The following is a 20,573-nucleotide window of genomic DNA, read 5'->3' as shown; positions in this document are numbered from 1 at the left end:
GGTAAACGCCAGAAACAAAAATGGAGCGTTCGCACGCTCCATTCGTTCAACTCGGCAACGTTACTTGCCGACCTGTTTTTCCTTGATTTCAGCCAAGGTCTTGCAGTCTACGCACAGGTCCGCGGTTGGGCGGGCCTCCAGGCGGCGAATACCGATTTCGACGCCGCAGGATTCGCACCAGCCGTATTCTTCGTCTTTGATCAGTTGCAGGGTCTTGTCGATCTTCTTGATCAACTTGCGCTCGCGGTCGCGGGCGCGCAGTTCGAGGGCGAACTCTTCTTCCTGGCTGGCACGATCGGCCGGGTCAGGGAAGTTGGCCGCTTCATCCTTCATATGGTCAACCGTACGGTCGACTTCCTGCATCAAGTCCTGTTTCCACTTGTTGAGGATCTTGGTGAAGTGCTCGCGCATGGGCTCGCCCATGTACTCCTCGCCCTTTTTTTCGACATAGGGTTCGAAGCCGCCGAGGCCTTGAGTCTGCTGTTGCTTTGCTTGGGTGGACATGAATAGACCGCCTCTCACTCTTCTAATCCATTGCGCAGGATTGCAACGTCACCGACACCTGCCGGCCCTGCGGCTGCAAGCGGGCGAACTTACCAGATAGATTCAGGGTGCGCTACTCCCGGTTGTCGAGGTCCAGGGCAAAGGGGTTGCAAACTGTAGCAGCCCGCCATGACTGGGTATGTATCGCCTCGAATGTTGATTTTAGCTGTTTTACGAGCGCGCGCAGGGTGCACTTGCAGCCCCAATCAGGCAATAGAGCATGTTTTACCGTGAGGGTTCGGTAGAATCCAGATTTTGTCCTCACCGTCTAAGGAAGGCTAATGGCTCAGCCCTACAGTGCGCGCAGTCGCGCCATCGAACCTTTTCATGTCATGGCGTTACTGGCGCGTGCCAATGAGCTGCAGGCCGCCGGTCACGACGTGATCCACCTGGAAATCGGCGAGCCGGACTTCACCACCGCCGAACCGATCATCCTGGCCGGTCAAGCCGCGTTGGCAAACGGTAAAACCCGCTACACCGCCGCCCGCGGCTTGCCCGAATTGCGTGAAGCCATCAGCGGTTTCTACCAGCAACGCTACGGTTTGAGCATCGACCCGCAGCGCATTCTGATCACCCCTGGCGGCTCCGGTGCGTTACTGCTGGCCAGCAGTTTGCTGGTGGATCCGGGCAAGCACTGGCTGCTGGCTGACCCAGGCTACCCCTGCAACCGACACTTCCTTCGCCTTGTAGAGGGCGCTGCGCAGTTGGTGCCGGTCGGCCCAGACGTACGTTACCAGTTGACCGCCGATCTGGTGGCCAGGCATTGGGACCAGGACAGTGTCGGCGCACTGGTGGCATCGCCTGCCAACCCCACCGGCACGATCCTCACCCGGGACGAGTTGGCTGGGCTGTCGGGCGCCATCAAGGCGCGCAACGGTCACCTGGTGGTCGACGAGATTTATCACGGCCTCACCTACGGCACCGACGCGGCCAGCGTGTTGGAAGTCGACGATGACGCCTTTGTCCTGAATAGTTTTTCGAAGTATTTCGGCATGACCGGCTGGCGTCTCGGTTGGCTGGTGGCCCCCCCTGAAGCGGTGGGTGAATTGGAGAAATTGGCGCAGAACCTCTACATCAGTGCGCCAAGCATGGCCCAGCACGCCGCGTTGGCCTGTTTCACCCCGCAAACCCTGGAGATTCTGGAGCAGCGCCGTGCCGAATTTGGTCGCCGCCGTGACTTCCTGCTGCCGGCTCTGCGTGAGCTGGGGTTCGGTATCGCCGTGGAGCCCGAAGGTGCTTTTTATCTGTATGCCGATATCAGCGCGTTCGGCGGCGATGCCTTCGCGTTTTGCCGGCATTTCCTCGAAACCGAGCATGTGGCCTTTACGCCCGGGTTGGATTTCGGTCGCTACCAGGCGGGCCATCACGTGCGGTTTGCCTACACGCAAAACCTCGATCGGCTGCAAGAAGCGGTGGAGCGGATCGCCCGTGGTTTGCGGAGCTGGCAAGGCTGATGCGTTTTAATCCTACTCTTGAAGAAGGGCGGCTGATCCGTCGCTACAAGCGCTTTCTCACCGATATCGAAACCGTTACCGGCGAGTTGCTCACCATTCACTGCCCGAACACCGGTTCGATGCTCAACTGCATGGTCGAAGGTGGCCAGGTCTGGTTCAGCCGTTCTACGGACCCCAAGCGCAAGTTGCCGGGCACCTGGGAGATTGCCGAAACACCCCAGGGCCGCCTGGCGTGCGTCAACACCGCGCGTGCCAATCAGTTGGTGGAAGAAGCCTTGCTGGCGGGTGTGATCACTGAGCTCAACGGCTTTACCGCGTTGAAGCGTGAGGTGCCTTATGGTCAGGAGAAAAGCCGCATCGACTTTCGCCTGGATTACCCCCAGGGCGCTGCGTTTGTCGAGGTTAAAAGCGTCACACTGGGCTTTGATGGCAGCTCGGTGGCGGCTTTCCCCGATGCGGTGACCCAGCGAGGTGCCAAGCATTTGCGTGAGCTTGCCCACCTAGCGCGCGACGGTATACGGGCGGTGCAGTTGTATTGCGTGAACCTGTCAGGGATCGACGCGGTGCGCCCGGCTGTGGAAATCGACGCCGGTTATGCGGCGGCGCTACGTGAGGCCAAGGCTGCAGGTGTAGAGGTGCTGGCTTACGGCGTACGGGTCACGCCGCAGGAGATCTACGTCGAGCGTGCGCTGAAGGTACTGCTGGGCGACTAGAGCTTTACCCACAAGCCCTGTTCGTCTTCGCGGCCGGGCAGGGCGGTGAGGCTTTGGCCTGCGCAAGGCCCGGCGATGCACTCGCCGCTTTCAATCAGGAACAGCGCGCCATGGGTGGCGCATTGTATCAGGCTGGCGCTGTCGTCGAGGAAGCGATCAGGTTGCCATTCCAGCGGGATGCCACGATGGGGGCAGCGGTTGAGATAGAAGTACGCAATGCCGTCCCGGCGCACTGCCAACAGCCTGTGGCCATCGATATCAAAACCGCGGCTGCTGTCGGGGGCGAGGTCGCCTGAGGCGCAGAGAAACTTCATTTCAATCCTTAAGTGCCTTGACGTGCAAATGCAAACAATTATCAAATGCCTGCTTCGCCCGTCAGCTGACTGGGTGCTCAATACGATGCATGGCGGGGGTAATCTGTCACATCAATGAGTGCTTGAGTGGCCCTGCCCTAGGAAGGAAACCCTGTTATGCGCCTGAGTACCAGCGCTATTGCGCTTGTTGCCTCACTGCTGGTCAACCCTGGGGTGCACGCCTCTGAACTGCCGCAACGCTGGGTCAGTGCCGGCGGGGCGCTATCGGAATGGGTGACGGCCCTGGGCGGTGAGTCGAAGTTGGTGGGGGTGGACACCACCAGTCAGCATCCCGCCTCGCTCAAGGCCTTGCCGAGCATTGGTTACCAGCGGCAGTTGTCGGCCGAAGGCATTCTCAGCCTGCGCCCGCAAATCCTCGTGGGCACGGAGGAAATGGGGCCACCGCCGGTGCTGGCGCAGATTCGCAGTGCCGGGGTGCAGGTGGATATGTTCTCGGCCCAGCCGGATTTGCCCACGCTCAAAGGCAGCCTTGAGCACTTGGGCAAACTGCTCGGCAGTGAGGCTAAGGCTGATGCCTTGTTTGCCGGGTATGAGCAGGCGCTGGCGCAGCAAAAAAGCTGGGTGACCAAGGCCCAGGCTACGCAAAAGGCTCCAGGCGTGCTGTTGCTGCTCGGCCATGCCGGTGGCAAGCCGCTGATCGCCGGCAAAGACACGGCCGCTGATTGGATGTTGCAGCAGGCTGGAGGGCGTAATCTGGCCACGCATGTGGGCTATAAACCGTTTTCCGTCGAATCGCTGGCGGGTTTGAGCCCTGAGGTGCTGGTGTTTGCCGATCGCGCGCTGACCGGTGACGCGGCGCGCGCAGCCTTGTTCAAGGAAAATCCGATCCTTGCCTCTACGCCGGCAGCCAAGAGCGGCCGCGTCTTTGAGCTGGACGCGACCTTGCTGGTAGGTGGCCTGGGGCCTAGATTGCCGCAAAGCCTGGAGAAACTGTCTGCCGGTTTTTATCCGTCCCAGCCTAAGCCTGCCCCATGACCACTCTGGTTAAGCCGAAAACGCTGTTTATCGGGCTGTCGCTGCTGTGTGTATTGGCGATCTGGCTCTCATTGGCACTGGGGCCGGTCAGCCTGCCGTTAGTGGACACGCTCAGGGCTGCGCTAAAACTGATGGGCGTACCGATAGAGGCCCAGGGGTTGGAGCAGGCCGAGTTGATCCTGGGGCAGATTCGCCTGCCGCGGACCCTGTTGGGGCTGGCGGTCGGCGGTGTGCTGGCATTGTCGGGTGTGGCGATGCAGGGGTTGTTCCGCAACCCGCTGGCCGACCCTGGCTTGGTCGGTGTGTCCAGCGGCGCAGCGCTGGGGGCGGCGGTGGCAATTGTCGGTGGTTCGTTCTTTGGCGGGCTGCCGGATGCTTTCGGGCCCTACCTGTTGTCGCTGTGTGCATTCCTTGGTGGCTTGGGCGTCACGGCGCTGGTCTATCGGCTGGGGCGTCGCAATGGCCAGACCAATGTCGCGACGATGTTGCTTGCCGGTATCGCGCTGACGGCCCTGGCCGGTTCTGCGGTGGGGCTCTTTACCTATTTGGCTGACGACGCCACCTTGCGCACGCTGACGTTCTGGAACCTGGGCAGCCTCAATGGCGCAAGCTACTCGCGGTTGTGGCCCTTGCTGCTGGTGAGTGCGGGCGTGGCGCTGTGGTTGCCGCGCCGGGCCAAGGCGCTGAACGCGCTGCTGTTGGGTGAGTCTGAGGCCAATCATCTGGGTATAGATGTCGAGGGGCTCAAACGCGAGCTGGTGTTTTGCACGGCCCTGGGCGTGGGCGCCGCAGTGGCGGCGGCGGGCATGATTGGTTTTGTTGGGTTGGTGGTGCCGCATCTGGTGCGGCTGCTGGCGGGGCCGGATCATCGGGTGTTGTTGCCGGCTTCCGTGCTGGCGGGGGCGAGCCTGCTGTTGTTTGCGGACCTGGTGGCGCGCTTGGCGTTGGCGCCGGCGGAACTGCCGATTGGTATTGTCACTGCGTTTATCGGTGCGCCGTTTTTCCTCTATCTACTGTTACGAGGGCGCGCCTGATGTTACGTGTAGAAGCGTTGCAGATCCGGCGCGGTGGGAAAACCGTGCTGGCCGATATCACCTTGGACCTATTGCCGGGCGAAGTGCTGGGCGTACTGGGCCCCAACGGCGCCGGCAAAAGTACCCTGCTTGGGGCGTTGTGCGGGGAGTTGCAGCCGGATCAGGGCAAGGTCTGGCTGGATCAGCAGGCGCTCAAGCACATGACCGGCGCGCAGCGTGCCCAGCGCCTGGCGGTGCTGCCACAATCTTCCACCCTGGATTTTGCCTTCCGTGTCGAGGAGGTGGTGGGCATGGGCCGCTTGCCTCATCAGACCGGGCGAGTGCGCGACGACGAAATCATCAGCGCGGCCCTGCAAGCGGCGGATGTCGGACACCTGAGTGGCCGCAGTTACCTGGCCCTGTCGGGCGGCGAGCGGCAGCGTGTGCACCTGGCGCGGGTATTGGCGCAGTTATGGCCGGGTGAGGCGGGGCAGACGTTGTTGCTGGACGAGCCCACGTCGATGCTCGACCCTCTGCACCAACACACCACCTTGCAGGCTATTCGACACTTTGCCGACAGAGGCGCTGCGGTGCTGGTCATCCTGCATGATTTGAACCTGGCGGCGCGTTACTGTGACCGGATCCTGTTGTTGGAAAACGGCCGCCCCCACGCGTTGGATACGCCCTCCAAAGTGCTGCGACCTGAGCCGCTGAAGGCTGTATTCGGTCTGGATGTGCTGGTACAGCCGCATCCGGAGCGTGGGCATCCGCTGATCATTGCGCGCTGAGGCGGGTTAATTCATAGGCAAAAAAAGACCCGGCAAGAGCCGGGTCAAATAACCGTGATTAGCCTGATGAGGAGATAATCTGAGAGTCCGAACCAATGGTCTTTCAGTTATCGGCTGATCTCGCGACCAGTTGTGATAATCATAACGATTCTCATTTGAGAGTCAACATTTGTTTTCTTGGCTCATCCAGTTTTCTCAAACGCTCGTTTGTAATGCCTGTAAACATTGGGTTTGAATGCCACTCTAGTTTTTCGGACGCACTGAAATGGCATCCAGTTGACGGTTCAAGGCCTCTTTGCGCTCCGTGGGTATGTCGTTCCAGTGCACATCCATCAATGCCCCTTCAATGGCATACAGCAGAACCTTCGATGCTCGAAACCCGCGCGTGCGCACGGCTCGGTAAGCATCGACCGCCCCCAGCCGACGCAGGTCGGACGCGCTGTGGATGCCCACCGCATGCAGCCACTGCGCTGACGTCTTGCCAAGGTTTTTCAGGTGTTGCAGCTCATCGTTCATCAAGCCTCCTTGCGTTGGCCGAATGGTGCGGTGGGTGTCGTGACCAGGCAGCCTGAAAATGAGTGTAGCGCTCAGTAGGAAAAGCGTGGTTCTTTGGTCAGGAAGAGCTGAAAAGATTATAAGAATGGCGCGACCGCATTTGCTCGCAGGTAGGCGCAAAGCGCCCGGCAGGCAGGGGATGTGGCCGTCACTCAGTGTGTGGGGTTACTTGGTACGGTAGCGCAGGCGAGTACCGAAATTGACCGACATGAGTATTTCGTCTGCCGTGAGTTCGGGAGGGAAATAAGCACCCGAAATCTGCGCATGTGCCAGGCTGGCGCCTTCCAATGAACAGCCACGCAAGTCCAGGCCGCGCAGGTCGGCAGAGCGAAAATAGGCGTCGGTGAAGTCAATACCGGTGGCGTTCAGGTCGCGCAGGTCCAGTCCTCGAAAGTCGCCACCGCGCATGTCGATGGTGCCGATTTCAGGGCGCTCCTGGTTGAAGCCGCGGATATCGTCCTTATGCAGGAGGGCGTAGAGCGGGGTATCAAGAAGCTTGGGCTGACTCATGATCGCGACTCTGGCTGGTGTTATTGAGCCAGTATAGTGCCACTATCGCGAGGTCGCGCGCCGAAGACGGCGACGCGACCAAGAAATATTTCTTACAGGCCCGGCAGGCGCTGGCGGATATGCCCGACCAAGGCGTCGAGCGTCCCGCTTTCATTGGTCTCTACACGCTTGCTCAACAACAGCTCCTCGGCGGTCAGCGGGTCACGACTGGCTTGTTGCTCTTCGATAACGGCCAGCGTGGCGTCGGAAGGATCGTTTTTATCCGCCTGGCGTTGTGCCAACCAACTGGTGATAACGGCTTGCGGGGCGTTGCAGTCCAGGATCAGGAAAGGCGCCCCAGTGGCTTCGGCAACCTGCGCGGCGGCGTCACGCTGTGCGCGTTTCAGGAATGTGGCATCCAGCACCACCGGGTAACCGGCGCGCAGCACGGTGTCGGCAATCTCGTTCAGGCGTGCGTAGGTGGCAGCGCTGGCGTCCTGATTGTAGATGCCGGCCTGCAGGGTGTTCTCTACCTGCTGCTCGCCAAACAGGCGCTTGCGCTCTACATCCGAGCGCAGGCGGATGGCGCCCAGGGCTTCGACCAGGCGCATGGCCACGTGGCTTTTGCCCACGGCTGACACACCGTGGGTGATTGCCAGGAAGCGCGAGGGAATGGTGCTGTAGCTTTCCGCCAGGTTGGCGTAGTTGCGGTACTGGCGCAGCGTGGTAGCGCGTTGTACCGGGTTGGCTTCGCTCGGCATGCTGAACAGCGCAACCTTGGCGCGCACCAGCGCACGGTAGGCTTTATAGAAGTTCAGCAGTTCCAGGCCCTGATAGTCACCGGTCAGTTCCAGGTACTGGCTGATAAAACGCCGTGCCAGGCATTTGAGGCCCCGATCTTCCAGGTCCATGGCCAAAAAGGCGGTGTCGGCGTACACGTCGGTAAAGCGGAAGGGCTCGTTGAACTCGATGCAGTCGAAGATCACCACGCGGCCATCGATCAGGGTGGCGTTGCCCAGGTGGATATCGCCGTGGCATTCACGGGTATAGCCGTCGAGCTTGCGCTGCGCAAGCAGAGGCTTGAGGCGTTCGAAGCTGCTTTCAGCCCAGGCTTGCAGAGCCTCCAGTTGCGTCAGGTCGGCCTTGTCGCTGAGGAACGGGCGGATCTGGTCAAAGTTCTGGCGTACCGGCGCCATTACTTCCTGCGGCGTGCCGGCCGGGTGATCTTGCGGGACTTTGGGGGCACTGAGGTGGAACTGCGCAATCTGCTTGGCCATCTCATCGATGTGCGCGCTGGTCAGTTCGCCATTGGCTTGCAGGGTGCTGAGCATCTGGCTTTGCGGGAACTGACGCATTTTCAGCGCGTACTCGATGGCCGGGCCGTCGCCACCCAGTTGCGGCGCCTCGGCAGTGCCGGTAATCGGCAACACTTCAAGATACAAATCTTCGGTCAGGCGTTGGTTCAGGCGCAGTTCCTCGCGGCAGAAATGCCCGCGGTCGTCCAGATTGGTGAAGTCCAGGAAGCCGAAGTTCATCGGTTTCTTCAGCTTATATGCATAGGGGCCCGTCAGTATCACCCAGGAAATATGGGTCTCGATGACTTGAAACGCGTCAACCGGATGAGGGTACAAGGCCGGGTTTTGCAGGGCAGCGATCAGGGTCTGGCTCACGGGCGATCCTTCAAAGTCTGGGGAAAATCATGGGGGGCATTATGGCTGCTGATGCCAGTCGTGCAAACCGCTGTCCGGCTCATGTTGATCATCAATAAAGTGCGTATAATCCGCCGCCATGACTCGAACCCGATCTCCCCGTTCCCGTAAAAAACCTCCTTCCCGCGGCCCGCGCCCTTGGCTGGGCTGGGTGATCAAGCTTGGCCTGGTGGGCCTTGTGGCAGTCGCCGGCCTTGCGGTGTACCTCGATGCCGTGGTGCAGGAAAAATTCTCCGGCAAGCGCTGGACCATTCCGGCCAAGGTGTATGCACGCCCGCTGGAACTGTTCTCTGGCCAGAAGCTCAGCAAGGAAGACTTCCTCACCGAACTCGACGCGCTGGGCTACCGCCGCGAACCTGTGAGCAATGGCCCCGGCGCTGCGGCGGTCAGCGGTAATACCGTCGACCTGAACACCCGTGGCTTCCAGTTCTACGAAGGCCTGGAAAAAGCCCAGCCGGTGCGCGTGCGTTTCTCTGGCGACTATGTGGCTGAGCTGTCGTCGCTCAATGGCTCCAAGCTGCCGGTGGTGCGTCTTGAGCCGTTGCTGATCGGCGGTATTTACCCGAAAAACCTTGAAGATCGCATCCTGATCAAGCTCGATCAGGTGCCGCCGTACCTGCTGGAAACCCTGGTCGCTGTCGAAGACCGCGATTTCTATAGCCACTGGGGTGTGTCGCCGAAGTCGATTGCCCGCGCTATCTGGGTCAACACCTCCGGCGGCAAGATGACCCAGGGCGGCAGTACGCTGACGCAGCAGTTGGTCAAGAACTTCTACCTGACCAACGAACGCAGCCTCACCCGTAAACTCACCGAAGCCATGATGGCGATGTTGCTGGAGCTGCATTACAGCAAGCAGGAAATCCTCGAGGCCTACCTCAACGAGGTATTCGTCGGTCAGGATGGCCAGCGCGCCGTGCACGGTTTCGGCCTGGCCAGCCAGTTCTTCTTCGGGCAGCCGTTGTCCGAGTTGAAGTTGCATCAGGTCGCGTTGCTGGTGGGGATGGTCAAGGGGCCGTCTTATTACAACCCGCGCCGCAACCCGGAGCGTGCGCTTGAACGTCGCAACCTGGTGCTCGATGTGCTGGAACAGCAGGGCGTCGCCACCGCCGAACAGGTGGCCGCTGCGAAGAAAATGCCACTGGGTGTGACCACCCGCGGCAAGCTGGCGGATAGCTCGTTCCCCGGCTTTATCGACCTGGTCAAGCGCCAACTGCGCGAAGACTACCGCGACGAAGACTTGACCGAAGAGGGCCTGCGGATCTTCACCAGCTTCGATCCCATCCTGCAGATGAAGGCCGAAGCGTCGGTCAACGACACCTTCAAGCGCCTGACCGGCCGTAAAGGTTCGGATGAAGTCGAAGCCGCCATGGTCGTGACCAATCCGGAAACCGGCGAAGTCCAGGCCATGATCGGCAGCCGCCAGGCCAGTTTCGCCGGGTTCAACCGCGCACTGGATGCCGTGCGGCCGATTGGCTCGCTGGTCAAGCCCGCGGTCTATCTCACGGCACTGGAAAAACCCAGCAAGTACACGCTAACCAGTTGGCTGTCCGATGACCCGCTGTCGGTCAAAGGTGCGGATGGCCAGGTGTGGACCCCCAAGAACTTCGACCGCCGCTCCCATGGCACGGTGTTCCTGTATCAAGGGTTGGCGCATTCCTACAACATCTCGACCTCGCGCCTGGGGCTTGAGGTCGGTGTGCCAAGTGTCCTGAAAACCATAGCGCGACTGGGGGTGGAGCGTGAGTTCCCTGCATTCCCATCCATGCTTTTGGGCGCTGCGGCCATGACGCCGATGGAAGTGACCACCATGTACCAGACCCTGGCCAATGGTGGCTTCAATACGCCGATGCGCGGTATTCGCAGTGTGCTGACCGCCGATGGCGAGCCGCTCAAGCGCTATCCGTTCCAGATTCAGCAGCGCTTCGATGCGGGCTCCATTTACCTTATCCAGAACGCCATGCAGCGCGTGATGCGTGAGGGTACAGGGCGTTCGGTCTACAGCGTGCTGCCGTCGAACCTGACCCTGGCGGGCAAGACCGGTACCAGTAACGACTCCCGCGACAGCTGGTTCGCAGGGTTCGGCCAGGATGTACTGGCCGTGGTGTGGCTGGGGCGCGACGACAATGGCAAGACGCCGTTCACCGGTGCCACCGGCGCGCTGCAGGTATGGACCAGTTTCATGCGCAAGGCTGACCCGTTGCCGCTCAACATGCCGCAGCCGGACAATATCGTGCAGGCCTGGATTGATCCGCACACCGGCCAAGGCTCCGACGCCAACTGTCCGGGCGCGGTGCAGATGCCGTATATTCGCGGCAGCGAACCACCACCCGGCGCCGCGTGCAGTGGCAGTACACCTGCTGACGCGGATTCGGTGATGGATTGGGTCAAGGGCTGGATGAATTAAGCAAAGAGGGTTTCAAGTGAACAAGTTGTGGATTCCAGCAATTACGGCTCTGGCTTTGCTCGGCGGTTGCTCCAGCGTGCAGCGCGGCTCTATCCCTGTGGTGGACTCAAGCACGTCCGTCTCCAATAACGACCGCATTTCGGCCAATGGCGGCTTCCGTCAGACCGTGGTCAAACGGCCTGCCCAAGCTGCAACCCAGGCAATTCCCCAGGATTCCGGCGTCGTGGTGATGGTGCCCGGCAGTGGGGCTGCAACCTCGGCGCCTATCAGTGCCGAGCCATGGACCCCAGGGCCGAGCACTGCCGGGCCGGCGAACTCCACGCCGATTCAAACCGCGCTGGTCAACCAGGGCACCTACAGCATGCCTTCGACGCCGAGCGGTATTCCGTCATCGTCCAATGCAGGCGGGTTGTCGGCTGACGAACAACTCGATGGCCCGGTGCTGGCGTTGCTCACTACCGCTCAGCAGCAGCAGGCCGGTGGTGACTTGAACGGCGCCTCGTCGAGCCTTGAACGTGCCCAGCGCGTGGCGCCGCGTGAGCCACAAGTGCTCTATCGCCTGGCCCAGGTGCGCATGGCCCAGGGCGATGCGCCCCAAGCGGAGCAGTTCGCTCGTCGCGGCCTGAGCCTGGCCAATGGCCGTCCAGACCTGCAAGCCAGCCTGTGGGCCTTGATCGGTGATGCACGTGCCGCCCAAGGGGATGCGGCCGGTGCAGCCCAGGCGCGGCAAAAAGCCAAGGTCAGCCTCTGATGGATGCGCGTTTCCCCGCGATTGCCGAGCAGTTATTGCTGATTGAGCGCGAGCTGCGCGTGCAGGGCTGGTGGGATGAAGTTTCCCCTGGCGCTGAAGCCCTCAGCAGTGTCGAGCCCTTTTCCGTCGACACCCTGGACTTCCATCAGTGGCTGCAATGGATCTTCCTCGCACGTATGAAGCAGATCCTGGAACAGGACCTGCCCTTGCCGAATGCATCGGGGATCCTGGAAATGGCCGAGATGGTCTACGCCGACCGACCGCGGGAGAGCCTCGGCTTGCGTAATGCGCTGAAAAAGTTCGATCAATTGATCGTCGACGCTCGTTAATTGCCTGACTGCCGGGTTTTTCGGCAGTCTTGCGCACATTTCTACCGCTTGACGACATTCAGGCGAGTTTTATCCCTCCTCAAAGCCCTTTCTTCTACGTTCTCATGCGCTTAGTTGGAAAAAAGCGCAATTATTGCTTGACTTGAAGAGCGTGAAACAGAAGAATCCAAAGTCCGCTGTATCGGGACTGCCAGAAGCAGGCCCGCTCAGCAGATCATGAGGCGCACATCCGCGCCGACCTGTAACACCCGCAACGCGTTACCTCGCGCTGGGTGGGAAAAGCCCGCAACACTTGGGACGATCCCAATACTTGCTCAGTCAGTGCTGACGTAGTCGGCGACCACCGTCGCTCATGCTCTGTTGAGAAGTAAACCTATTAAGACCCGTCGGTTTTTTAACGGACGGTATTCTGGCGTTTTAGAGGTGAACAACGTGGAGCTTTTATCTGGCGGTGAGATGCTCGTCCGCTTTTTGCGTGACGAAGGCGTCGACTATATCTACGGGTACCCAGGTGGTGCTCTGCTGCATGTCTACGACGCACTGTTCAAGGAACCGGCTGTTACCCACATCCTGGTTCGCCACGAACAGGCCGCGACCCATATGGCTGACGGTTACGCCCGTGCCACCGGTAAAGCCGGCGTGGTACTGGTAACGTCCGGCCCAGGCGCAACCAATGCCATTACCGGCATCGCGACTGCCTATATGGACTCCATTCCGATGGTGATCATCTCTGGCCAGGTGCCTAGCACCATGGTCGGTACCGATGCATTCCAGGAAACCGACATGATCGGTATTTCCCGGCCGATCGTGAAACACAGCTTCATGATCAAGCATCCTTCGGAAATCCCGGATGTCATGAAAAAGGCGTTCTACCTTGCCCAGTCCGGTCGCCCGGGCCCGGTAGTGGTCGATATCCCGAAAGACATGACCAACCCGGCCGAGAAGTTCGAATACGTCTTCCCGAAAAAAGCCAAGCTGCGTTCCTACAGCCCGGCCGTGCGTGGGCACTCGGGGCAAATCCGCAAGGCGGCAGAAATGCTCCTGGCGGCCAAGCGCCCGGTGCTGTACTCCGGCGGTGGCGTGATTCTGGGCGGCGGTTCTGCTCCGTTGACCGAACTGGCCAAGTTGCTCAACCTGCCGGTGACCAACACCCTGATGGGCCTCGGCGCATTCCCGGGTTCGGACCGTCAGTTCGTCGGCATGCTCGGTATGCATGGCAGCTACACCGCCAACCTCACCATGCACCACGCCGATGTGATCCTGGCCGTGGGCGCGCGGTTCGATGACCGGGTGATCAACGGCGCGAGCAAATTCTGCCCGAATGCCAAGATCATCCACATCGACATCGACCCGGCGTCCATCTCCAAGACCATCAAGGCCGATGTGCCAATCGTGGGTCCTGTAGAGAGTGTACTGACCGAAATGGTCGCTGCACTCAAGGACATCGGCGAAACGCCGAACAAGGAATCCGTTGCCAGCTGGTGGAAGCAGATCGACGAATGGCGCGGTGATCGCGGCCTGTTCCCTTACGACAAGGGCGACGGCAGCATCATCAAGCCACAAACCGTGATCGAAACCCTGTGCGAAGTGACCAAGGGCGACGCTTTTGTGACCTCCGACGTAGGCCAGCACCAGATGTTCGCGGCGCAGTACTACAAGTTCGACAAGCCTAACCGCTGGATCAACTCCGGTGGCCTGGGCACGATGGGCTTTGGTTTCCCTGCGGCCATGGGTGTGAAGCTGAGCTTCCCGGATGCCGACGTTGCTTGTGTGACGGGCGAAGGCAGCATCCAGATGAACATCCAGGAACTGTCGACGTGCCTGCAGTACGGCCTTCCGGTGAAGATCGTCTGCTTGAACAACGGCGTACTGGGCATGGTTCGTCAGTGGCAGGACATGAGCTACGGCAGTCGTCACTCCCATTCCTACATGGAGTCGTTGCCAGACTTCGTCAAATTGGTTGAAGCCTATGGCCACGTCGGCATTCGCATCAACGATCTGAAAGATCTGAAGCCGAAAATGGAAGAGGCGTTCGCCATGAAGGACCGCCTGGTGTTCATCGATATTCAGGTGGATACCAGCGAGCACGTCTACCCGATGCAGATCAAAGACGGCTCTATGCGCGACATGTGGCTGAACAAGACGGAGCGTACTTAATCATGCGGCATATTATCTCCCTGCTTCTGGAGAACGAACCCGGCGCTCTGTCTCGTGTTGTCGGCCTGTTTTCGCAACGCAACTACAACATCGAAAGCCTGACCGTGGCCCCGACCGAAGACCCGACCCTGTCGCGCCTGACGTTGACCACCGTGGGTCACGATGAAGTGATCGAGCAGATCACCAAGAACCTCAACAAGCTGATCGAAGTGGTCAAGCTGGTCGACTTGTCGGAAAGCGCTCACATCGAGCGCGAACTGATGCTGGTCAAGGTCAAGGCCACGGGTGCCCAACGTGCCGAGATCAAACGCACTACCGATATTTATCGCGGGCAGATCGTCGATGTGAGCGCCAGCGTTTATACCGTTCAACTGACCGGTACCAGCGACAAACTGGACAGCTTCATCCAGTCGATCGGGACGGCCTCGATTCTGGAAACCGTACGCAGTGGTGTCACCGGGATTGCCCGTGGCGACAAAGTACTCAGCATCTAACCCAATTAGCGAATGGCCTTACGGCCTGGATATATAGAGGAACCTCATGAAAGTTTATTACGATAAAGATTGTGACCTGTCGATCATCCAGGGCAAGAAAGTCGCCATCATCGGCTACGGTTCCCAGGGCCACGCCCAAGCGTGCAACCTGAAAGATTCCGGCGTTGACGTGACTGTTGGCCTGCGTAAAGGCTCGGCCACTGTTGCCAAGGCGCAAGCTCATGGCCTGAAAGTGACTGACGTTGCTTCGGCTGTTGCGGCTGCCGACCTGGTCATGATCCTGACCCCGGACGAGTTCCAGTCCTCGCTGTACAAGAACGAAATCGAGCCGAACATCAAGAAGGGCGCCACCCTGGCCTTCTCCCACGGCTTCGCGATTCACTACAACCAGGTTGTGCCACGCGCGGACCTCGACGTGATCATGATCGCGCCCAAAGCACCGGGCCACACCGTGCGTTCCGAGTTCGTCAAAGGCGGCGGTATCCCTGACCTGATCGCGATCTACCAGGACGCGTCGGGCAACGCCAAGAACGTTGCACTGTCCTACGCTGCTGGCGTGGGTGGCGGTCGTACCGGCATCATCGAAACCACCTTCAAGGACGAGACCGAAACCGACCTGTTCGGCGAACAAGCCGTTCTGTGCGGCGGTACCGTTGAGCTGGTAAAAGCCGGTTTCGAAACCTTGGTTGAAGCTGGCTACGCGCCGGAAATGGCCTACTTCGAATGCCTGCACGAACTGAAGCTGATCGTTGACCTCATGTACGAAGGCGGCATCGCCAACATGAACTACTCGATCTCCAACAACGCCGAATACGGCGAGTACGTGACCGGCCCTGAAGTAATCAACGCCGAGTCCCGCCAGGCTATGCGCAACGCCCTGAAACGTATTCAGGACGGCGAATACGCCAAAATGTTCATCAGCGAAGGCGCTACCGGCTACCCTTCGATGACCGCCAAGCGTCGTAACAACGCCGCTCACGGTATCGAAGTCATCGGCGAGCAACTGCGCTCCATGATGCCGTGGATCGGTGCCAACAAGATCGTCGACAAAGCCAAGAACTAAGTCGAACGCATCAAGGGAAAACGCGGCTTAGGCCGCGTTTTTTCGTTTGGAGGGCCGGTTCTGGTATAAAGCTGCATCGTTTGCAGGCGAACACTCGCTGCAAGTATCTGTCGAATTTTTTCACACCGTTGCAAGGTAAAGTCCATGAGCGAACGTCCCGAAGAGCCACATCAGGCTTCCGACGCCGAAAGCATGCTGCCGATCGATGAACATGTCGAAGAAGGGCATGACGCCGAAGGCCGCAAGGTCCGGCATCGTGGCATCTATCTGCTGCCCAACCTGTTCACCACGGCGAACCTGTTCGCCGGCTTCTATTCCATTATCAACTCCATGAGTGCCCAGAGTGCGCTGGCGGCGGGTGATGCGGCGAGTGCCAGCAAATACTTCGGTTTTGCCGCGATCGCAATCTTCGTGGCCATGGTGCTCGACGGCCTGGACGGGCGTGTGGCGCGTATGACCAATACCCAAAGTGCCTTCGGCGCCGAGTACGACTCGTTGTCGGACATGGTTGCCTTTGGTGTCGCTCCCGCACTGCTGGCGTTTGCCTGGGCATTGGGTGACATGGGCAAGGTTGGTTGGATGGTTGCCTTCATTTATGTCGCGGGCGCCGCTTTGCGCCTGGCACGCTTCAACACCCAGGTGGGGACTGCCGACAAACGCTACTTCATCGGCCTTGCCAGCCCGGCAGCGGCGGGTGTTGTCGCGGGGATTGTCTGGGCGTTCAGCGACTACGGGATTCAGGGGTCGAAGATGTCGTTCCTGGTTGCCCTGATGGTGGCGGCCGCCGGCATGCTGATGGTCAGCAACATCAAGTACAACAGCTTCAAGGAGTTCGACCTCAAGGGGCGCGTGCCTTTCGTGGCCATCCTTGTGGTGGTGCTGGTGTTTGCGGTGGTGTTCAGTGATCCGCCGCGTATTTTGCTGCTGGCGTTCCTGGCCTATGCCGCTTCGGGCCCGATTCAATACTTGTTGCGTCTGCGTCGGGACAAAACATTGCCTTAATGTAATTTCCCCCATACTCCGCAGTCTATTGGTGCATCAGTTCTCCAACGCTGCGGAGTTACCATGTTAATCAAATTACCCAAAGCGTCCGATTGTCACGAATCGGATGTCACGCCTGAATCCTTCTACCTCTCTCGCCGCAGCCTGCTCGGCGGTGCGCTTGCCGGTATTGCCGCCAGCAGCTTGCCGCGTTGGGCCAGTGCGGGCGATGCCTCGCGGTATGCCGATGTCGAGCCCGGCAGCGCGCCCGGCTGGTTTACGGAAAAACTACCGGGTACGCAATGGCAGGCGGTGACGGTCAAAGATGAGGCCATCACGCCGTTCAAGGACGCGACCCACTACAACAACTTCTATGAGTTCGGAACAGGCAAGGGCGACCCGGCCACGAATGCGGGCTCGCTCAAGACGCAGCCCTGGAGCGTGGTGATAGATGGTGAAGTCGCAAAGCCTGGGCGCTATGCCTTGGAGGACTTCATGAAACCCTATGAGCTGGAAGAGCGCATCTACCGTCTGCGCTGTGTCGAGGCATGGTCCATGGTGATTCCGTGGATAGGCTTTCCCATCTCGGCGTTGCTCAAGCAGGTCGAGCCTACCTCTAAAGCCAAGTACATCCGTTTTGAAACCCTTCAGGATCCTAAGAGCATGCCTGGGCAACGCTCAAGTTTCGGCTTGATCGACTGGCCTTATGTAGAAGGGCTGCGCCTGGATGAGGCGATGAATCCGCTGGCGATCCTCGCTGTGGGCATGTACGGACGGGAGTTGCCTAACCAGAACGGCGCGCCGTTGCGCCTGGTGGTGCCGTGGAAGTATGGCTTCAAGAGTGTGAAGTCCATCGTGCGTATCAGTCTGGTCAGTGAGCAGCCGAAAACCACCTGGCAAAGTATTGCGGCTGATGAGTATGGGTTTTATGCGAATGTGAACCCTACGGTCGATCATCCACGCTGGACCCAGGCGCGTGAGCGCCGTCTGCCGAGCGGCCTGTTTAGTCCGAATGTGCGCGAGACGCAGATGTTCAATGGCTATTCGGATGAGGTTGCTTCTTTATATACCGGCCTCGATCTGCGGAAGAACTACTGATGCGCTATCCCATCTGGCGCATCGGCGTGTTTGTAGCTGCCGCGGTGTGGCCATTGCTCTGGTTGTATGAGGCGTGGAGTTCTGCGCTGGGGCCGGACCCTGGCAAGGTACTGGTTGATCGCCTGGGTTTGGGGACGCTGATTCTATTGCTGATCACGCTTGCCATGACGCCGCTGCAGAAGTTGAGCGGTTGGGCGGGGTGGATAGCGGTGCGCCGACAGTTGGGGCTGTGGTGCTTTGCTTACGTTGTGCTGCACCTGGCGGCCTATTGCGTGTTTGTCCTGGGGCTGGATTGGTCGCAGCTCGGCGTGGAGTTGAGCAAGCGGCCCTACATCATTGTGGGGGCACTGGGGTTTGTTGCTCTCCTGGTGTTGGCCGTGACTTCGAACCGCTATAGCCAGCGTCGGTTGGGGGGGCGTTGGAAGAAGCTGCATCGTCTGGTCTATGTGATTCTTGGGCTCGGTTTGCTGCACATGTTATGGATAGTGCGGGCTGATCTGAAGGAGTGGGCTATCTACGCTTCTATAGGTGCGCTACTTCTGTTGATGCGGGTGCCGCCGGTAATGCGTCGAATCCCTCGCCTTATTGCTAAAAAAGCGCCTTCTGCAACAAAAGCGTAATTAAGCCTTGACGGCAGATTCTGGAAGCCTATAATTCGCCCCACTTCCGGCGCAGTCGAAACGGAAAACTCCTTGGTAAACAATGAGTTACGCAGTTCTCGGCAGTAAGTTGCTTCAGTTCATCGAAGCCAAAAGGAAGTTGAAAAAGAGGTGTTGACAGCAGCGTGTAACGCTGTAGAATTCGCCTCCCGCTTACGAGAGATCGCAGGCGCAAGTGGTTGAAGTTGTTGAAGAAATCTTCGAAAACTTCTGAAAATAACCACTTGACAGCAAATGAGGCTGCTGTAGAATGCGCGCCTCGGTTGAGACGAAAGATCTTAACCAACCGCTCTTTAACAACTGAATCAAGCAATTCGTGTGGGTGCTTGTGGAGTCAGACTGATAGTCAACAAGATTATCAGCATCACAAGTTACTCCGCGAGAAATCAAAGATGTAACCAACGATTGCTGAGCCAAGTTTAGGGTTTCTTAAAAACCCAAAGATGTTTGAACTGAAGAGTTTGATCATGGCTCAGATTGAACGCTGGCGGCAGGCCTAACACATGCAAGTCGAGCGGTAGAGAGAAGCTTGCTTCTCTTGAGAGCGGCGGACGGGTGAGTAATGCCTAGGAATCTGCCTGGTAGTGGGGGATAACGTTCGGAAACGGACGCTAATACCGCATACGTCCTACGGGAGAAAGCAGGGGACCTTCGGGCCTTGCGCTATCAGATGAGCCTAGGTCGGATTAGCTAGTTGGTGAGGTAATGGCTCACCAAGGCGACGATCCGTAACTGGTCTGAGAGGATGATCAGTCACACTGGAACTGAGACACGGTCCAGACTCCTACGGGAGGCAGCAGTGGGGAATATTGGACAATGGGCGAAAGCCTGATCCAGCCATGCCGCGTGTGTGAAGAAGGTCTTCGGATTGTAAAGCACTTTAAGTTGGGAGGAAGGGTTGTAGATTAATACTCTGCAATTTTGACGTTACCGACAGAATAAGCACCGGCTAACTCTGTGCCAGCAGCCGCGGTAATACAGAGGGTGCAAGCGTTAATCGGAATTACTGGGCGTAAAGCGCGCGTAGGTGGTTTGTTAAGTTGGATGTGAAATCCCCGGGCTCAACCTGGGAACTGCATTCAAAACTGACTGACTAGAGTATGGTAGAGGGTGGTGGAATTTCCTGTGTAGCGGTGAAATGCGTAGATATAGGAAGGAACACCAGTGGCGAAGGCGACCACCTGGACTAATACTGACACTGAGGTGCGAAAGCGTGGGGAGCAAACAGGATTAGATACCCTGGTAGTCCACGCCGTAAACGATGTCAACTAGCCGTTGGAAGCCTTGAGCTTTTAGTGGCGCAGCTAACGCATTAAGTTGACCGCCTGGGGAGTACGGCCGCAAGGTTAAAACTCAAATGAATTGACGGGGGCCCGCACAAGCGGTGGAGCATGTGGTTTAATTCGAAGCAACGCGAAGAACCTTACCAGGCCTTGACATCCAATGAACTTTCTAGAGATAGATTGGTGCCTTCGGGAACATTGAGACAGGTGCTGCATGGCTGTCGTCAGCTCGTGTCGTGAGATGTTGGGTTAAGTCCCGTAACGAGCGCAACCCTTGTCCTTAGTTACCAGCACGTAATGGTGGGCACTCTAAGGAGACTGCCGGTGACAAACCGGAGGAAGGTGGGGATGACGTCAAGTCATCATGGCCCTTACGGCCTGGGCTACACACGTGCTACAATGGTCGGTACAGAGGGTTGCCAAGCCGCGAGGTGGAGCTAATCCCATAAAACCGATCGTAGTCCGGATCGCAGTCTGCAACTCGACTGCGTGAAGTCGGAATCGCTAGTAATCGCGAATCAGAATGTCGCGGTGAATACGTTCCCGGGCCTTGTACACACCGCCCGTCACACCATGGGAGTGGGTTGCACCAGAAGTAGCTAGTCTAACCTTCGGGAGGACGGTTACCACGGTGTGATTCATGACTGGGGTGAAGTCGTAACAAGGTAGCCGTAGGGGAACCTGCGGCTGGATCACCTCCTTAATCGACGACATCAGCTGCTCCATAAGTTCCCACACGAA

19 protein-coding genes and 1 rRNA gene are annotated in these 20,573 nt (G+C 58.9%); 15 read left to right on the top strand and 5 right to left on the bottom strand.

Annotated elements, in window-relative coordinates; genetic code table 11:
- Positions 1-60: 60 nt before the first annotated feature.
- Complete coding sequence (dksA, locus tag HU731_RS11355) at positions 61-504, bottom strand: RNA polymerase-binding protein DksA (protein WP_003194150.1); 444 nt, start codon at positions 502-504, stop codon at positions 61-63.
- A gap of 320 nt (positions 505-824) precedes the next feature.
- Here dksA and HU731_RS11350 point away from each other — a divergent pair, with 320 nt between their 5' ends.
- Positions 825-1,997 (top strand): pyridoxal phosphate-dependent aminotransferase, encoded by a 1,173-nt coding sequence (locus HU731_RS11350; RefSeq protein ID WP_186607193.1) that lies wholly within the window; start codon positions 825-827, stop codon positions 1,995-1,997.
- Positions 1,997-2,710 carry a DNA/RNA nuclease SfsA gene (gene sfsA, locus HU731_RS11345; protein WP_186607194.1) on the top strand — a complete coding sequence of 238 codons (714 nt, stop codon included), beginning with the start codon at positions 1,997-1,999 and terminating at the stop codon, positions 2,708-2,710. The genes HU731_RS11350 and sfsA overlap by 1 nt, the downstream gene beginning before the upstream one ends.
- On the opposite strand, the gene HU731_RS11340 is transcribed toward sfsA, so the two are convergent.
- Positions 2,707-3,024, bottom strand: coding sequence for a Rieske (2Fe-2S) protein (locus tag HU731_RS11340; RefSeq protein WP_186607195.1), 318 nt, complete (start codon positions 3,022-3,024; stop codon positions 2,707-2,709). The two genes, sfsA and HU731_RS11340, sit on opposite strands and share 4 nt — an antisense overlap.
- A gap of 156 nt (positions 3,025-3,180) precedes the next feature.
- On the opposite strand from HU731_RS11340, the gene HU731_RS11335 reads away from it, so the two are divergent.
- Genes HU731_RS11335 through HU731_RS11325 form a run of 3 tightly spaced genes read left to right on the top strand, consistent with a single transcriptional unit; the run spans position 3,181 to position 5,860 of the window.
- On the top strand, positions 3,181-4,059 hold the full coding sequence (locus HU731_RS11335; RefSeq protein WP_186607196.1) for a heme/hemin ABC transporter substrate-binding protein: 879 nt from the start codon (positions 3,181-3,183) through the stop codon (positions 4,057-4,059).
- The gene (locus HU731_RS11330; RefSeq protein ID WP_186607197.1) at positions 4,056-5,093 is read left to right on the top strand and encodes a FecCD family ABC transporter permease; all 1,038 of its coding nucleotides are present in this window, start codon (positions 4,056-4,058) and stop codon (positions 5,091-5,093) included. Before HU731_RS11335 ends, HU731_RS11330 begins: the two co-directional genes overlap by 4 nt.
- Entirely contained in the window at positions 5,093-5,860 is a 768-nt protein-coding gene (locus tag HU731_RS11325) for a heme ABC transporter ATP-binding protein (protein ID WP_186607198.1), read from the top strand. Before HU731_RS11330 ends, HU731_RS11325 begins: the two co-directional genes overlap by 1 nt.
- 243 nt (positions 5,861-6,103) lie before the next feature.
- Here HU731_RS11325 and HU731_RS11320 read toward each other — a convergent pair whose 3' ends face one another.
- From HU731_RS11320 to HU731_RS11310, 3 genes are all read right to left on the bottom strand, one after another.
- Positions 6,104-6,376, bottom strand: coding sequence for a TfoX/Sxy family protein (locus tag HU731_RS11320; RefSeq protein ID WP_186607199.1), 273 nt, complete (start codon positions 6,374-6,376; stop codon positions 6,104-6,106).
- 204 nt (positions 6,377-6,580) lie between these two features.
- Complete coding sequence (locus HU731_RS11315) at positions 6,581-6,925, bottom strand: pentapeptide repeat-containing protein (protein ID WP_044268549.1); 345 nt, start codon at positions 6,923-6,925, stop codon at positions 6,581-6,583.
- Positions 6,926-7,017: 92 nt separating this feature from the next.
- The gene (locus HU731_RS11310; RefSeq protein WP_186607200.1) at positions 7,018-8,574 is read right to left on the bottom strand and encodes a bifunctional aminoglycoside phosphotransferase/ATP-binding protein; all 1,557 of its coding nucleotides are present in this window, start codon (positions 8,572-8,574) and stop codon (positions 7,018-7,020) included.
- Positions 8,575-8,692: 118 nt separating this feature from the next.
- Between HU731_RS11310 and mrcB the strand changes: the two genes are divergently transcribed.
- From mrcB to HU731_RS11260, 10 genes are all read left to right on the top strand, one after another.
- A complete protein-coding gene (mrcB, locus tag HU731_RS11305) occupies positions 8,693-11,017 on the top strand; it encodes a penicillin-binding protein 1B (RefSeq protein ID WP_186607201.1) in 2,325 nt (774 codons plus the stop codon).
- A gap of 16 nt (positions 11,018-11,033) precedes the next feature.
- Positions 11,034-11,768 (top strand): tetratricopeptide repeat protein, encoded by a 735-nt coding sequence (locus HU731_RS11300; protein ID WP_186607202.1) that lies wholly within the window; start codon positions 11,034-11,036, stop codon positions 11,766-11,768.
- Entirely contained in the window at positions 11,768-12,097 is a 330-nt protein-coding gene (locus tag HU731_RS11295) for a YqcC family protein (protein WP_003194134.1), read from the top strand. Before HU731_RS11300 ends, HU731_RS11295 begins: the two co-directional genes overlap by 1 nt.
- Before the next feature lie 432 nt (positions 12,098-12,529).
- Entirely contained in the window at positions 12,530-14,254 is a 1,725-nt protein-coding gene (locus tag HU731_RS11290) for an acetolactate synthase 3 large subunit (RefSeq protein WP_003194133.1), read from the top strand.
- A gap of 2 nt (positions 14,255-14,256) precedes the next feature.
- Positions 14,257-14,748 carry an acetolactate synthase small subunit gene (gene ilvN / locus HU731_RS11285; RefSeq protein ID WP_003176102.1) on the top strand — a complete coding sequence of 164 codons (492 nt, stop codon included), beginning with the start codon at positions 14,257-14,259 and terminating at the stop codon, positions 14,746-14,748.
- Between the two features lie 46 nt (positions 14,749-14,794).
- Entirely contained in the window at positions 14,795-15,811 is a 1,017-nt protein-coding gene (gene ilvC, locus HU731_RS11280) for a ketol-acid reductoisomerase (RefSeq protein ID WP_056785090.1), read from the top strand.
- A gap of 144 nt (positions 15,812-15,955) precedes the next feature.
- Positions 15,956-16,813, top strand: a complete 858-nt coding sequence (gene pssA, locus HU731_RS11275) for a CDP-diacylglycerol--serine O-phosphatidyltransferase (RefSeq protein WP_003194131.1) — start codon at positions 15,956-15,958, stop codon at positions 16,811-16,813.
- Positions 16,814-16,876: 63 nt separating this feature from the next.
- Positions 16,877-17,890: a protein-methionine-sulfoxide reductase catalytic subunit MsrP gene (gene msrP / locus HU731_RS11270; protein WP_186607203.1), complete on the top strand. Its 1,014-nt coding sequence runs from the start codon at positions 16,877-16,879 to the stop codon at positions 17,888-17,890.
- A complete protein-coding gene (gene msrQ, locus HU731_RS11265) occupies positions 17,890-18,510 on the top strand; it encodes a protein-methionine-sulfoxide reductase heme-binding subunit MsrQ (protein WP_186607204.1) in 621 nt (206 codons plus the stop codon). The genes msrP and msrQ overlap by 1 nt, the downstream gene beginning before the upstream one ends.
- Before the next feature lie 488 nt (positions 18,511-18,998).
- A 16S ribosomal RNA gene (locus tag HU731_RS11260) occupies positions 18,999-20,535 on the top strand.
- Positions 20,536-20,573: the final 38 nt, after the last annotated feature.

The sequence above is a fragment of the Pseudomonas salmasensis genome, assembly GCF_014268375.2.
Lineage (GTDB): Bacteria > Pseudomonadota > Gammaproteobacteria > Pseudomonadales > Pseudomonadaceae > Aquipseudomonas > Aquipseudomonas salmasensis.
The sequence above is the reverse complement of the archived record's forward strand: the minus strand, read 5'-3'. Positions and strand labels throughout refer to the sequence as shown.

Coding starts and splice junctions, on each gene's coding strand:
- HU731_RS11330 (WP_186607197.1), top strand. CDS start 4,056: ATGACCACTCTGGTTAAGCCGAAAACGCTGTTTATCGGGCTGTCGCTG.
- dksA (WP_003194150.1), bottom strand. CDS start 504: ATGTCCACCCAAGCAAAGCAACAGCAGACTCAAGGCCTCGGCGGCTTC.
- HU731_RS11350 (WP_186607193.1), top strand. CDS start 825: ATGGCTCAGCCCTACAGTGCGCGCAGTCGCGCCATCGAACCTTTTCAT.
- pssA (WP_003194131.1), top strand. CDS start 15,956: ATGAGCGAACGTCCCGAAGAGCCACATCAGGCTTCCGACGCCGAAAGC.
- ilvC (WP_056785090.1), top strand. CDS start 14,795: ATGAAAGTTTATTACGATAAAGATTGTGACCTGTCGATCATCCAGGGC.
- msrP (WP_186607203.1), top strand. CDS start 16,877: ATGTTAATCAAATTACCCAAAGCGTCCGATTGTCACGAATCGGATGTC.
- HU731_RS11325 (WP_186607198.1), top strand. CDS start 5,093: ATGTTACGTGTAGAAGCGTTGCAGATCCGGCGCGGTGGGAAAACCGTG.
- mrcB (WP_186607201.1), top strand. CDS start 8,693: ATGACTCGAACCCGATCTCCCCGTTCCCGTAAAAAACCTCCTTCCCGC.
- msrQ (WP_186607204.1), top strand. CDS start 17,890: ATGCGCTATCCCATCTGGCGCATCGGCGTGTTTGTAGCTGCCGCGGTG.
- HU731_RS11295 (WP_003194134.1), top strand. CDS start 11,768: ATGGATGCGCGTTTCCCCGCGATTGCCGAGCAGTTATTGCTGATTGAG.
- HU731_RS11315 (WP_044268549.1), bottom strand. CDS start 6,925: ATGAGTCAGCCCAAGCTTCTTGATACCCCGCTCTACGCCCTCCTGCAT.
- ilvN (WP_003176102.1), top strand. CDS start 14,257: ATGCGGCATATTATCTCCCTGCTTCTGGAGAACGAACCCGGCGCTCTG.
- HU731_RS11320 (WP_186607199.1), bottom strand. CDS start 6,376: ATGAACGATGAGCTGCAACACCTGAAAAACCTTGGCAAGACGTCAGCG.
- sfsA (WP_186607194.1), top strand. CDS start 1,997: ATGCGTTTTAATCCTACTCTTGAAGAAGGGCGGCTGATCCGTCGCTAC.
- HU731_RS11335 (WP_186607196.1), top strand. CDS start 3,181: ATGCGCCTGAGTACCAGCGCTATTGCGCTTGTTGCCTCACTGCTGGTC.
- HU731_RS11340 (WP_186607195.1), bottom strand. CDS start 3,024: ATGAAGTTTCTCTGCGCCTCAGGCGACCTCGCCCCCGACAGCAGCCGC.